The 13,625-nt window shown below is 64.2% G+C and carries 9 protein-coding genes; 1 reads left to right on the top strand and 8 read right to left on the bottom strand.

Going from position 1 to position 13,625, the window contains the following annotated elements; translation table 11 throughout:
* Positions 1-28 precede the first annotated feature (28 nt).
* From DOM41_RS00285 to DOM41_RS00300, 4 genes are all read right to left on the bottom strand, one after another.
* Entirely contained in the window at positions 29-1,657 is a 1,629-nt protein-coding gene (locus tag DOM41_RS00285; protein ID WP_110684847.1) for a sodium:solute symporter family protein, read from the bottom strand.
* Between the two features lie 135 nt (positions 1,658-1,792).
* Complete coding sequence (betT, locus tag DOM41_RS00290; RefSeq protein ID WP_110684848.1) at positions 1,793-3,856, bottom strand: choline BCCT transporter BetT; 2,064 nt, start codon at positions 3,854-3,856, stop codon at positions 1,793-1,795.
* 437 nt (positions 3,857-4,293) lie between these two features.
* Positions 4,294-5,628: a deoxyguanosinetriphosphate triphosphohydrolase gene (locus DOM41_RS00295; RefSeq protein WP_110684849.1), complete on the bottom strand. Its 1,335-nt coding sequence runs from the start codon at positions 5,626-5,628 to the stop codon at positions 4,294-4,296.
* A 139-nt stretch (positions 5,629-5,767) separates the two neighbouring features.
* Complete coding sequence (locus DOM41_RS00300) at positions 5,768-6,631, bottom strand: isocitrate lyase/PEP mutase family protein (RefSeq protein WP_110684850.1); 864 nt, start codon at positions 6,629-6,631, stop codon at positions 5,768-5,770.
* Positions 6,632-7,018: 387 nt separating this feature from the next.
* Between DOM41_RS00300 and DOM41_RS00305 the strand changes: the two genes are divergently transcribed.
* Positions 7,019-8,128, top strand: a complete 1,110-nt coding sequence (locus DOM41_RS00305) for a cobalamin-independent methionine synthase II family protein (protein ID WP_110685197.1) — start codon at positions 7,019-7,021, stop codon at positions 8,126-8,128.
* A gap of 122 nt (positions 8,129-8,250) precedes the next feature.
* On the opposite strand, the gene DOM41_RS00310 is transcribed toward DOM41_RS00305, so the two are convergent.
* From DOM41_RS00310 to DOM41_RS00325, 4 genes are all read right to left on the bottom strand, one after another.
* A complete protein-coding gene (locus DOM41_RS00310) occupies positions 8,251-9,993 on the bottom strand; it encodes an alpha-glucosidase (RefSeq protein WP_110684851.1) in 1,743 nt (580 codons plus the stop codon).
* Positions 9,994-10,108: 115 nt separating this feature from the next.
* A complete protein-coding gene (gene glnG, locus DOM41_RS00315; protein ID WP_110684852.1) occupies positions 10,109-11,518 on the bottom strand; it encodes a nitrogen regulation protein NR(I) in 1,410 nt (469 codons plus the stop codon).
* 52 nt (positions 11,519-11,570) lie between these two features.
* On the bottom strand, positions 11,571-12,614 hold the full coding sequence (gene glnL / locus DOM41_RS00320; protein WP_110684853.1) for a nitrogen regulation protein NR(II): 1,044 nt from the start codon (positions 12,612-12,614) through the stop codon (positions 11,571-11,573).
* Positions 12,615-12,890: 276 nt separating this feature from the next.
* Entirely contained in the window at positions 12,891-13,484 is a 594-nt protein-coding gene (locus tag DOM41_RS00325) for a DUF4124 domain-containing protein (RefSeq protein WP_110684854.1), read from the bottom strand.
* Between the last annotated feature and the right edge of the window lie 141 nt (positions 13,485-13,625).

Raw genomic sequence — 13,625 nt, forward strand, 5'->3', positions numbered from 1 at the left:
CCGCTTCTCCTCAGGCTCGTCAGCCCCCTCATTGGGCGTTGGCCCATAGCTGCAGCGCGCCGAGGGCGGCGAGGCTGACGAAGAACCAGACGATCAGCCCGATACAGCGACGGCGGGTGACTCTGGCATCGTCGCCGATGATCCGAGCATCAGCGCTGCGCCCCTTGAGCAGGGCCTGCATGTCGGGAGCGGTCTCGTCGATCACCACGTCGGAGAGCTGCTCACGGCTCGGCGCCGGCGCGGTCAAACTCACCGCGTAGCCCACGCCCACCGATACGATTAGCCCGACCGCGTTCTGATAGAGCCAAGAGATGCCGAGCTGCGAGGCGGCCCAGACCGCGGCCATGCCGACGATCATTCCCGCCACCGCGCCCCGCCCGTTGCTGCGGTGGGTCATCACCGCCAGCAGAAAGACCCCCAGCAGCGCGCCATAGAACCAGGAGCCGATGCGGTTCACGGCTTCGATCACCGGCCCGAGGTTGCCGGCAAAAAATGCGAATGCCGTGGCATAGAGCCCCCAGAAAACGGTCGCCCAGCGAGAGGCGCGAAGATAGTGTCGCTCGCTCGCGTCGGGTTTGACGTAGCGCGCGTAAAAGTCGCGGATCGTGACTGCCGAGAGCGAATTCAGCGCGGAGTCGAGACTCGACATTGCCGCGGCGAATACCCCGGCGATCACGAGCCCGGTAATCCCTACCGGAAACGCCTCCACCACATAGCGCGGGAAGAGCTCATTGAGATTCTCCGGCGCGATGAGTCCGTGCTGCTGGTAATAGGTGGCGAGCATGACGCCGATGAACAGGAACAGCAGCATCTGCGGCACCAGCAGATAGCCGCCGATCAGTAGCGAGCGCTGTCCCTCAGCGATGGACGGGCTGGTCAGCACGCGCTGGATCTGGCTCTGATCGGTCCCGAAGTAGGCAACGTGCATCACAACGCCGCCGATCAGGCCGGCCCAGATCGAGTAGGTCACGGTGGGGTCGAGAGAGAAATCGAGCGTATCGAAGAGCCCGTTGGCGGCGCCGTACGCGAAGACGTCGCTCCAGCCGCCGGGCAGGCTGGTGACCATCAGCACCATACTCAGTATCGCGCCGAGCCAGAGCACGAACATCTGCACCACGTCGGTCCAGATAACGGCGCTAATGCCGCCGAGCACGGTATAGCTCACCGCGATCACCGCCATCAGCACGATGGTCACGTTGACGTTCCAGCCGGTGACCACCGCGAGTACGAGTGCCGGGGCGTAGAGCACCACGCCGGTGGCGAGCCCGCGCGCGATGAGAAACAGGAGCGCTGCCAGTGAGCGGGTGAGCGGACCGAACCGACGTTCGAGCAGCTCATAGATGCTGTAAATGCCGGCGCGGTGGAAGATCGGGACCAGCACCACGATCAGCACCGCCATCGCCAGCGGCACGTTGATGAAGGTGGCCAACCGCTCCAGGCCGCCGTCAAAGCCCCACCCCGGCGCCCCGATGAAGGTAATCGCACTGGCCTGGGTCGCCATGACCGACAACCCGATGGCCCAGCCGGGAATCTTCCGCCCACCAAGGAAATAGTCTTGCGTGCTCTCCTGATCCTTGCCGAAGCGCGCGCCCAACCAGGCGATCCCCGCGACGTAGACGATCAGGACGAGGGTATCTACCAGCGTGAAGTCACCCACGGCTCACCTCGCATTGTTGTTATCGACATTGCAAGCGTAGCACGCGGTCGCGTGGCCCAAGGCGGGCCTCGACCAAGGTGGGGCACCCACGAAAAACCCCGGCCAGAGGCCGGGGTGACGGAGTGACGGCGCGGATCAGGCCGGTGGCTGTTCGGGACTGTCAGGCATACTGATTGTGCTTGGGTCCTCCCGGTTCATATGCAGGAACTGCAGGTGGCGTTCGTACTGATCGAGGATGTCATCGATCACCTGTGCCTGCGTATAGCCGGTCAGATCGTAGCCCTGACTCCCCTCCAGCAGATACACCTCCAGGCGATAGTAGCGGTTGCTGCTGCGCGGGGTGCGCATGGCGAACGACGGCGTCGAGAACGGGTGCGTCCAGATCTGATAGGTAAAGTTCTGCTCGCTGCCGAGATCGACGTAGATCGACAGGTAGTCGTCGTCGTTCTGGGTCCCCTCGGAGATATCCACCTCGACGCCCTGTTTGACCAGCTCGTCACGCACCGCTTCCATCGCCGGCCGACCGGTCTCGCCCAAAAAGCGGTTGGCCTCCTTGCGATCCGGGAAGGACATCGCCCGCTTCAAGCGGCGGCGCCAGTCATAGCTCTGCTCGCGACCACCCGCCGCCATGCGCCCGGAGAGCGATCCCGACAGACTCATGCGGTGGCTATCTTCCTTGAACGCCTCGACCTTCAGCGCCTTGTAGAGGCCGGCGATCATGAAGAACAGCACGATCGAGAACGGCAACCCGGTGATCACCACCGCGCTCTGCAACGTCGAGAGCCCCCCGGCGATCAGCAGCGAGAGTGTCAAAATGCCGATGACCGCAGACCACAGAATGCGCATCCAGATCGGCGCATCGCTGTTGACGTCCTTGAGATGCGAGGTGAAGTTCGACAACACCAGCGCCCCGGAGTCGCCGGAGGTGATGAAGAAGACGATCGCCAGAATGCTGACCGCGATGGTGGTGAAGACCGGGAACGGATACGACTCCAGGAACAGGTAGATACCGCCCGGCGGATTGTCCATCACCTGCTGACCGAACTCGGAGGCGCCGTTCATCGCCATGTCGATGGCGCTGTTACCCAGAATCGACATCCAGATCATCATGAACGCGATCGGCAGCGTCAGCGTGCCGGCGACGAAGGTCCGGATGGTGCGCCCCCGAGAGATGCGTGCCAGAAAGAGACCCACGAACGGGCCCCAGGCGATCCACCAGGCCCAGAAGAAGATCGTCCAGGCGTTGAGCCACTCCGTGGGGCGATCGAAAGCATAAGTGTTGAATGACAGCGCGACGAAGTTCGACAGGTAGTCACCGACGTTCATCACCAGCGCGTTGAGCAGGAAAATCGTCTTACCCGCAAACAGCACGAACAGCAGCAGCGCCACCGCCAGCAGAATGTTGAATTCGGACAGCCGCCGGATGCCACGTTCGACCCCGGTCACCGCAGAAATCGTCGCGAAGGCCACGATCATCAGCACCAGTGCCGTCTGCGTCCAGACGCTCTCGGTGATGCCGAACATGAAGTCCAGCCCGAAGTTGAGCTGGATGACACCGATCCCCAGACTCGCGGCGATCCCGAAGACGGTGCCCAGCACCGCAGCGATATCCACCGCATGGCCGATCGGTCCGTAGATCCGCTTGCCGAAGATAGGATAGAGCGCACTCGAAATGGTCAATGGCAGGTTGTGGCGATAGCTGAAAAACGCCAGCGCCATCCCGATCAGCGTGTAGATCCCCCAGCCGGAAATCCCCCAGTGGAGAAAGGTGATCTGCATGGCGTGTCGCGCCGCCGCCACCTGGTCTGCCGGCGCGTTGGGCGCGTTGTAGAACTGGGTCAGCGGTTCGGCGAGAGCGAAGAAGATCACGCCGATGCCGATCCCCGCGGAGAAGAGCATCGCCGACCAGGAGAAGATATTGAAATCGGGTCGCGAGTGTTCGGGCCCGAGTCGAATCTTGCCGAAGCGGGAGACGCCAAGAAAGATCACGAAGACGAGGTAGATGACGACCGTGAGAAAGTAGTACCAGCCGAACGTGTTGGAGATCCAGCCTAGCAGCGCGTTGATGATGCCATTGGCCTGATCGGTGGCAATCATCGCCCACAGCGAGAAGACCACGATCCCTATGACCGAACCGTAGAAGACGACGGGATTGAGTCTGTCTTCGGTTCGGGGCTGATGATCGGGATGGTTTGTCATGCGGCTCCCATCTTGTCGGTTCGTTATTGTGATCGACGTGGCGCTCAATGATCGCGCGACGGTCCGACTGTCGCTCACGACGTCGGCGTCGATCCCGAGTGCCCACTCCGGGGGCCAGTGTCCCCGGACTGAGTTAAGTCGAGTTCCCCCTGGTTATCCAGATAAGGTTGAACGGATCACTCGCCGGGCGTCGCCAATCCTTTTTATTGATTGACCGTTTAATTAAAATACGGCGTTATCGAAATGCTTGCAACGTAGCACTGTGGGTTATCAAGACCGGGAAGAGCGACTGAGGCGAATCACGGCGCCCGAAGACAGCGCCGAGACGCTGACATGACGAGTACAGAGGCCCGGCAGGAGAGAGAGAAGGTCGTTCGACAGAAGAGACCCCGCGAGCGCGGCGCGCGTGAAGAGACAGCGCACGCCGCGCCTCGGGGTTAGTCGCCCTTGAGACGCCCACCCATCTCTTGAGCGAGTTCGACGGCGTAGTGGTCGGTCATGCCGCCGATGAAGTCGAGCATGCGACGGTAGCTTTCGTAGAGTGGCCAGGAGGGCTTGGGCGTGTTCTCGCCGATCAGCGCCAGTACGCGCTGATGCTTGAACGATGACTGCCCGGTGTGATGCAGCTCGTGGGCGGCGCCGATGAAAGCTTCGAGCAGGATGCCGAGGGTGGTGTAGGCGCCGATCTCGAGCTTCGCCTTGCGCTCGTTCTGGAAGATCCGCTCGCGGGCGAGCTGCTTGGCCGAAGCGACCCCCCAGGTCAGATCCGGATGGCAGAGTTCGAGCAGGTCCTCCGTAAGCGCACCATTGAGCAGCGCGGTCTCGTGCTGGACGAAAACCGCGCCCACCTCGTTCACCGCCCGCTCCATCGCCGCGCCACGAAGCGCGGCGATACGCCGGCGCTGGGAGACACCGGCCGCTTCCATGCCGTCGTAGCCCCGGGGCGGCTCGCCGGCAATCTGTAGCAGCACGTCGGCGACCTCTTCATAGCGCAGAATGCCCATCTCCAGGCCATCCTCGAGATCGAGCAGCGCATAGCAGATGTCATCCGCGGCCTCGACCAGATAGGCAAGCGGATGACGGCACCACTTGGAGTCGCCCACCGGCTTCATGCCGAGACGCTCGGTGACCTCGACCAGTAGCGCCTTCTCCGACTGATAGCAGCCGAACTTGCCCATCGCCCCGCCATGTTCGACGGTCCAGGGGTATTTCAGGAGCGTGCCGAGGGTCGCGGCGGAGAGCTTCATGCCACCGCGAAACTGGTTGTACTCGATCTGGGTGACGACGCGAAAGCCTTGGGCGTTGCCCTCGTAGGTGAGCAGATCCTTGCGCTGGGCCTCGTCGAGCCCATCGAGCAGGCCGCTGCCGGCGTGCTCGGTCCACTTGAACCAGTCGCGGATGGCGTACTCGCCGGCGTGGCCGAACGGCGGATTGCCGATGTCGTGCCCGAGGCAAGCGGCCTGAACGATCACCCCGAGATCCGCGGGACTCACCCAGGCGGGCAAGCGGTCACGCAGCTCTTCGCCGACGATCATACCGAGACTCCGTCCCACGCAGCCCACTTCGAGCGAGTGGGTCAACCGGGTGTGGATATGATCGTTGTCGGTGAGCGGATGGACCTGCGTCTTGCGCCCCAGACGGCGAAACGAGCCCGAGAAGACGATCCGGTCGTAATCCTTGTGGAACGGGCTGCGACCGATCTCACCGCGCGATGTCCGGGCATCGTGTAGACGAACGGGATCGAGCAAGTGCTCCCACTGCATGGCGGTCATCGGTCTCTCCAGGTGAACAACATCGGTGGCGAGCATCGACTATGCCGGCCTTGAAGCGCTTTCGAAAGCGCGTCGAGCGACGCCCGGTAAACGCCTATCGACCACCGGGCTGCCTCGTTCTTCTTGTGCCGCGCGGGGCTTACTCTTTCACGTCCATATACTCGCGCGCCCAGATCCGATACTCCTCCAGCGTCGAGTAGCGGGTGGAGAGCTGCGAGGCGTCGAGATCGTTGGTGGCGATGTCGCGCTGCTCGCGCAGGCAGTCGTAGGTCGCTTTGATCGCCGCGAAGTAGGCCGCGTGGCCGTTGACCACGACGCGCACCCCGAGCGCTGCCAAGCGAGCGCGGTCGGCAAGCGCCGGGTTGCCGTAGGTAACCAGCATCAGCGGCACGGTGAGTACCGAGGCGATTGTTTCCAGGTGCTCGAAATCACGCACGCCGACCAGGCAGATGGCATCGACCCCGGCGGCCTGATAGGCCCGCACTCGTTCGACGGCGGACTCATCATCGAGCTGGCCGGCATGCGTGCGCGCGATGACCGACATGGCCGGGTCGATCCGCGCCTCGAGGGCGGCGCGCATCTTGCCGACGCCCTCCTCCACCGGTATCAGGTCGGTGGACTTGTGGCCGTACTGTGCCGGCAGCAGCGTGTCTTCGATGGTCAGCGCCGCAACGCCGGCACGCTCGAGCTCGGTGATGGTTCGCATGACGTTGAGTGCATTGCCGTAGCCGTGGTCGGCATCGGCGATGACCGGCAGCCGGGTGACCCGGCCGATGCGCGTCGCCTGCTCGACGAATTCGCTCAGCGTGATCAAGGCAAAATCCGGTGCCGCCAATACCTGCAGCGAGGCCACGGACCCCCCGAGGATCCCTACCTCGAAGCCGAGATCCGCCGCGATACGTGCCGACATCGGATCGAAGACCGAGGCCGTGTAGTAGCAGGTATCGCTCTCCAGCAGTTCGCGAAAGGCGCAGCGGAGATCGTGCTGAGAGGGTGTCGCCATGAATGACTCCTGCAGTTGTATCAAACGAAACGGCTCTCTCGAGACTCTCACGCCGTGGCGGGTTCGGGGGATCGAAAACGCCAGGGCTGCCACCGACATCGACTCGGTTGGACAGGAAAGCGGCCGCACGGGATTCGGATTCGGCGCGACCGACTCGCGGCATTCGCCGAGACCGTGGATAGCGCCGAACGACGATTCTACCACTAACGTATTAGCCCCGGATCAGACCCGAGAGCGGCCTCCACGGTGAACATGAGTCGACTGCATGTTCGACCTGAGCGCGGTTCATTGGCGCTCGAAGGAGCGAAGCCGCATGATTAGCGGCCTCAGTATCATCATCCCGCCATGGGCGACTCGCGTGTCGCCCTGCACGTCGAGGTTCGAGTCATGTCACAACCGCATCCCCCATTCCGAGCCGATATCGTCGGTAGTTTTCTGCGTCCGGCCGCGCTCAAGCAGGCGCGCACCCAGTTCCAGCAGGGCGAAATCGGGGCGTCAGCGCTGAAATCCGTCGAGGATCGCGAGATTCGACGCGTCGTCGAGCAGCAGGAAGCGGCCGGCCTGAACGTGGTCACCGACGGCGAGTTTCGTCGCGCCTGGTGGCACTTCGACTTTCTCGAGCACCTTGACGGCGTCACCGGCTACGTCGGCGACCAGGGGATCCAGTTCCAGGGCAAGCAGACCTCGGCCAAGCAGATCCGTATCGACGGGAAAGTGGGCTTCGACGCCAACCATCCGATGCTGGAGCACTTTCGCTATCTGGCTGACGTCTCCCGCGTCACGCCCAAGATGACGATCCCCAGTCCGAGCGTTCTGCACTTCCGCGGCGGCCGCAAGAAGATCGACAGTGACGTCTACCCCTCTCTCGATGCGTTTTACGCCGACACGGCGGACGCCTATCGCGACGCGGTGCGCGCCTTCTACGACGCCGGCTGCCGCTATCTACAGCTCGACGATACCGTCTGGGCCTATCTCTGCTCGGAAAAGGAGCTTAAGGCAGCACGCGACCGAGGCGACAACCCGGACTCGCTGCAGTCGATCTACGCCGAGATGCTCAACCACGCACTGGCCGACCGGCCGGACGATCTCCACGTCGGCCTGCACGTCTGCCGGGGCAACTTCCGCTCCACCTGGATCAGCGAGGGGGGCTACGAGCCGGTGGCCGAGACGCTCTTCGGCAAGGTGAACGTCGACGCCTGGTTCCTCGAATACGACAGCGATCGCGCCGGCAGCTTCGACCCGCTGCGCTTCGTGCCCGAGGGCCATCAGCAGGCAGTGCTCGGCCTGATCACTACCAAGACCGGCCAGCTCGAGGACCCGACCGCGGTGCGCGCCCGCCTCGAGGAAGCCACGCGCTACGTCGACAAGCGCCAGCTCTGCCTGAGCCCGCAGTGTGGCTTCGCTTCGACCGAAGAGGGCAACGACCTCGCCGAGCAGGACCAGTGGGAGAAGATCCGTCTCACCGTGGATCTCGCCCGCGACATCTGGGGCGACTGATCTTGCGCATCCGCACCCTGACGCCTGTCGCCCGTATGTCGGCGCCAGAACGCCGAGCGCCGNNGGCGCTCGGCGTTGGTGGGGAGTGTCTGGCGTCATCCCGCAGCGGGTGAGGCCGAGGCTCAGCGCGCGCCGGTGTCGTCCTGGCCCATCAATGAGCCCAGCAGACGGTGCAGGAAGCCTTTGCGCTCCGGGTCGGGCTCCTGCTCGATCAGCGCCTGCGGGTCGATACTCTCGCGGGCGATATCGATGAACGCCGCCTGAAACGCCGGCAGCGTCAGCATGCCCTCGTCGAGCGATGCGGTGAAGCCGTCCTGATAGGCGAAGTCGCCGGCACCGGCGGGCAGCGTGGTAGTGCGCGTCTGGTCGGTGAGGTTGAACACCACCAGAATCGCCTGATCGCGGGAGACCCGCAGCCAGCCGAGAAGCTCGTCGTCGAAGTCGCTCAGGATCAGCGTGCCACCCAGCATCGCCGGCTGCGCCTTGCGCCAGCGCAGGAAGCGCCGCGTGGCGTTGAGCGTGCTACCGGGGTCCTCCGCCTGGCGATCCACGCTGAGCCGGCGATGGTGTACGTCCACCGGCAACCACGGCTCGGCGGTGGAGAAACCGCCACGCTCGCCGGCGGTCCAGGGCATCGGGGTGCGACAGCCGTCACGCCCCTTGTAGTCAGGCCACAGCGCCAGCCCGTAGGGGTCGACGAGGCGCTCGTAGGGCACGTCGCCCTCCGGCAGACCCAGCTCCTCGCCCTGATAGAGACACACGCTGCCATAGAGCGAACAGAGCATCACGGTGGCGAGTCGCGCGACCTGCGGCCCTCGGTGCTCGAGGTGCTCGGCGCTCGTCCAGCGCGAAACCACCCGCATGACGTCGTGATTCGACAGTGCCCAGCAGGGCCAGGCATCGACGGCGTAATACTGGAAGTGCTCGATGATATTGCGAAGCTCTCGGGCCTCGAACTTCGCATCGAAGAGATCGAAGGTGTAGGCCATGTGCAGATGGTCGTCGCCACGGGTGTACTCGACCATGCGCTCGAGGGGGCGGTCGTCGGAGATCTCGCCGACGGTCACCGTATCCGGGTACTCGTTCATCAGCGTTCGCAGCTCGGCAAGAAACCCCAGGTTTTCCGGCTGACTGATATCGAACTGGTGGCGCTGCATCGAGTAGGGATTCGAGTCGGGCACGCTCGGCGTCTTGAGTTCGCCACTCCCCAACGCCGGATTGTTCTGCAGCTCGGCGCTGTGAAAATAGAAGTTGGAAGTATCGAGGCGAAAACCATCGACCCCCATGTCGAGCCAGAAGCGGGCGTTATCCAGCTGCGCCCGGCGCACCGCCGGATTATGGAAATTGAGATCCGGCTGGCACGACAGGAAGTTGTGCAGGTAGTACTGGCGCCGCCGGCTATCGAAGGTCCAGGCGCTGCCGCTGAAGAACGACAGCCAGTTGTTGGGCGGCGTGCCGTCGGGCTTGGGATCCGCCCACACGTACCAGTCGGATTTCTGATTCTCCCGCGAGCTGCGGCTCTGGAGGAACCAGTGGTGCTGGTCCGACGTGTGGCTGAAGACCAGATCGATGATCACCTTCAGCCCCAGCTCGTGGGCCCGCTCGAGCAGCATCTGGAAGTCGTTGAACGAGCCGAACATCGGGTCGACGCCGCGATAATCGGTGACGTCGTAGCCGAAATCCTTCATCGGCGACGGGAAGAACGGCGAAATCCAGATCGCATCGACACCCAGCTCGGCCACGTAGTCGAGATTGGCGGTAATGCCCGGCAGATCGCCGATGCCGTCGCCGCGAGCGTCGAGAAAGCTCCGCGGATAGATCTGATAGATGACACTGCCACGCCACCACTGCGTCATGTCGAGCATGAGCCCTCGCTGTTACCGGTATCTATGGACGCCCGGCACCCCCTTGGCCGGACACGCAGGAACGTTCCAAGGGTAGATGCTCTCGCCGACGAAGTTAACTCAGGTGATTCCGACTTCACTCATCGGCCAGCGCCGGCAGCAGCACCTTCAGTTTACGGGTGAGGGTGTTGCGACCCCAGCCGAGCAGCTCTGCCGCCTCGCCCTTGCGTCCGCCGGTGTGCTTGAGCGCCGTCTCGATGAGGATGCGCTCGAAGTCCGGTACCGCCTCCTCCAACAGGTGCGTCTGCCCGGAGGCCAGCGCGCGATCCGCCCACTCGCGGAAAGCGTGGCGCCAGTCGTTGCTCGGGATGTCGCCTTCCTCGAGCTGGCGAAGCTCCGGCGGCAGGTCATCCACCAGCACCTCGCGGCCGGACGCCATCACCGTCAGCCAGCGACAGGTGTTCTCGAGCTGGCGCACGTTACCGGGCCACGGCAGCCGGGTCAGGTGTGTCTCGGCACTCTCGGTAAGCACCTTGGGCTCGGCGGAGAGCTCCTTGGCCGCCTCGGCGAGAAAATGCTGGGCGAGCCGCGGGATGTCCTCGCGCCGCTCGGCCAGCGTCGGCAGGTGCACGCGGATGACGTTGAGCCGGTGAAAGAGATCCTCGCGAAAGCGACCGTCGTTCACCAGCGATTCGAGGTGCTGATGGGTGGCGGCGATGATGCGCACGTCCACCTTGACCGGAACATGGCCGCCGACCCGGTAGAACTCCCCGTCAGCAAGCACCCGCAGCAGCCGGGTCTGGGTCTCTGCTGGCATGTCGCCGATCTCGTCGAGAAAGAGCGTGCCGCCGTCGGCCTGCTCGAAGCGTCCTCGGCGCTGCGCCGTCGCGCCGGTGAAGGCCCCTTTTTCATGGCCGAACAGCTCCGACTCCATCAGATCCTTGGGAATGGCCGCCATGTTGAGCGCGATGAACGGATTGCCGGAGCGCGGACTGTGCTGATGCAGCGCTTGGGCGACGCGCTCCTTGCCGGTACCGGACTCCCCGTTGATCAGCACGGTAATGTGCGACTGCGAGAGCCGGCCGATGGCGCGAAACACCTCCTGCATCGCCGGCGCCTCACCGATGATCTCGGCCGAGAGCCCCTCCGGCATCGCCGCAGGCGAGCGGCGCTCCCGCGCATGGGCCACGCCGCGGCGCACCAGCGCCAGCGCATCGTCGACATCGAACGGCTTGGGCAGATACTCGAACGCGCCGCCCTGATAGGAGGCGACGGCACTATCCAGATCCGAATGGGCGGTCATCACGATGACCGGGAGATCGGGGTTCTGCTCACGCACCTTGGCCATCAGATCGAGGCCGTCGAGGCCGGGCATGCGGATATCGGTGAGCAACACATCCGGTGGGTGGCGTTCGATCGACTCGAGGGCGATATCGGCACGCTCGAAGCTGGTCACTTCGAGATCCGGCTGAGCGAGCGCCCGCTCGAGCACCCAGCGGATGGCGCGGTCGTCGTCGACGATCACGATACGAGCGACATCTGTCATGACGATTCTCCAGCGGTAGTGGGGGTCGCGTTGCCAGCATCGCAACCGAGGGTCATGGCGACGCCTCGAGCGGTATCAGCAGGCGAAACTCGGTGGCACCTGGGCGCGAGTCGCACTCGATCAACCCCTGATGCTGATGCAGGATCGACTGGGCGATGGAGAGCCCAAGCCCGCTGCCTTCGGCACGCCCGGAGACCATCGGGAAGAACAGCGTCTCGCGAATGGGCTCGGGAATGCCCGGTCCGTTGTCGATGATCGCCACCTCGCAGACCATGCGGTGCCGATCCACGCCAAGCGTGAACTGGCGCCGAACGCGCGTTCGCAGCAGCAGGCGCGGCGACGGCGTGGCGTGCTCCTCCATCGCCTGCACCGCGTTACGGGCAATGTTCAACGTCGCCTGAATGAGCTGGGCCTCGTCACCGATCAGCTCCGGCACGCTGGGGTCGTAATCGCGCTCGAAGACCAGCTTGGCGTGCTCGGCCTCGAGCAGCGCCCGCACCCGCTCCAGCACCTTGTGGACGTTGAGCGGCTCGTGCCGAATGATGGTGTTCGGCCCCAGCATGCGGTCGACCAGATCGCGCAGCCGATCCGCCTCCTCGACGATGATCCGAGTAAACTCCGCCAGCTGCGGATCGGGCAGATCGCGCTCGAGCAACTGCGCCGCCCCGCGGATGCCACCGAGCGGGTTTTTCACCTCGTGGGCGAGCCCCCGCATCAGCGCCTTGACCGTCTCCTGACGCGCGATCAGCGCCTCCTCGCGGGAGATTCGCATCAGCCGGTCGCGCGGTTCGATCTCGACCAGCAGCTCGCGACTGGTCATCGGCGTGGCGGTGAAGTCCACCGTCACCGACTCACCGGTGGCGAACACCAGCGTCGCCTCACGCTGGGTATAGGGATGAAACTCCTCCATCGCCTTTTGCAGTACCACTCGGATCGCATCGTTCTCGCCGGCCAGACACTCGAGCCAGTGGCCGACCACACGGGGGCGACTGGCGGCCAGCAACGCCTCGGCGGCCGGGTTGAGCCAGCGCACGCGGAGGCGTTCGTCGAGCAGCACCACGGCAGTGGTCAGATGCTCCAGCAAACGTTGATACATACGTTGTTCCATCGTGGTGATCCGGCATGTTCTTCTACAGTGCAAAAACCGCGCCAGTGGGGAAAACGGCCACTGCTGCGTCACGGAGGTCAGGCCAGACGATCATGATGCACCAAAATAGCGCACTACGCGTCACCATTGAGGCGGACACGCGCCAATCAATCTCAGCCAAGAGAATGAAGTGAGGCCGGTCGAGCGAGAAACGACGCTTTATGCCGGTGCAACGACGCGTACCGGTCAGGCAGACTGCACCGCATGCGCCTCGGTGGGCGGGGCTCAGGGGCGACCGGAACGATGGGGATTCGAGGGCAGATTGACGCTGGCGCGCTGCACGTAGAGCGTGACCGGGGGCGTTGCCAGACGAACGCGACCGCTGGCGTCAACGAGCTCGGCCACCAGCTGGTATTCACCGCGGTCGAGCCCGGTCAGCGCGAAGACACGCGTATGCAGCGCCGACTGGCGGAGGGTCCCGTTGACACGTAGCTGGACGCGATCTCCCTGATGCAGTGCAGGCTCGATATCGAGCTGGACCTGAACGTTGCCCGCCTGGCCGGTCGGCAGTGTCTGCTCGTCGCTCGGCGAGGCGATGGCGAACCGCGCGTACTCGAACGCCTCCCGCGGGCCCGCGCCGCCGTCGGTTTCAGCGCTGCGTGAGGGCGCGGCAGCCGCCGCCGGGTCGACTACCGTGATGGGATCCAGCGCGAACCGCTCGCCGGCGCGCGGTTCATCGCTGAACACCACGCTGCCGTCGGCGGCGCGATGCTTGTAGACCGTCGCGGCCACCGCCGGCCCGGCCAGCAGTCCCAGGCACAGCAAGGCGATACCCGGCGCGACGATGTTCGAGTGTGCTCGATGTCCGACTCTCCGCATGACCGCTCGCCCCCTGAAGATTTTCCTGACTATCGACCGACGACGCCGTTTTCTTGCGCTGCGGCCAGCTTGCCCTCTCTATAGAGGAGTCTTAACAAAAAGAGCCCTAACAAAAAGAGCCCCGACCCCAATAGCCCTAAC

Source organism: Salinicola aestuarinus, assembly GCF_003206645.1.
In the GTDB taxonomy this organism is placed as follows: Bacteria; Pseudomonadota; Gammaproteobacteria; order Pseudomonadales; family Halomonadaceae; genus Salinicola; species Salinicola aestuarinus.

Excerpts from the sequence above, each read along its gene's own strand:
- betT (WP_110684848.1), bottom strand. The coding sequence starts at position 3,856 with ATGACAAACCATCCCGATCATCAGCCCCGAACCGAAGACAGACTCAAT.
- DOM41_RS00295 (WP_110684849.1), bottom strand. The coding sequence starts at position 5,628 with ATGACCGCCATGCAGTGGGAGCACTTGCTCGATCCCGTTCGTCTACAC.
- DOM41_RS00300 (WP_110684850.1), bottom strand. The coding sequence starts at position 6,631 with ATGGCGACACCCTCTCAGCACGATCTCCGCTGCGCCTTTCGCGAACTG.
- DOM41_RS00305 (WP_110685197.1), top strand. The coding sequence starts at position 7,019 with ATGTCACAACCGCATCCCCCATTCCGAGCCGATATCGTCGGTAGTTTT.
- DOM41_RS00310 (WP_110684851.1), bottom strand. The coding sequence starts at position 9,993 with ATGCTCGACATGACGCAGTGGTGGCGTGGCAGTGTCATCTATCAGATC.
- glnG (WP_110684852.1), bottom strand. The coding sequence starts at position 11,518 with ATGACAGATGTCGCTCGTATCGTGATCGTCGACGACGACCGCGCCATC.
- glnL (WP_110684853.1), bottom strand. The coding sequence starts at position 12,614 with ATGTATCAACGTTTGCTGGAGCATCTGACCACTGCCGTGGTGCTGCTC.
- DOM41_RS00325 (WP_110684854.1), bottom strand. The coding sequence starts at position 13,484 with ATGCGGAGAGTCGGACATCGAGCACACTCGAACATCGTCGCGCCGGGT.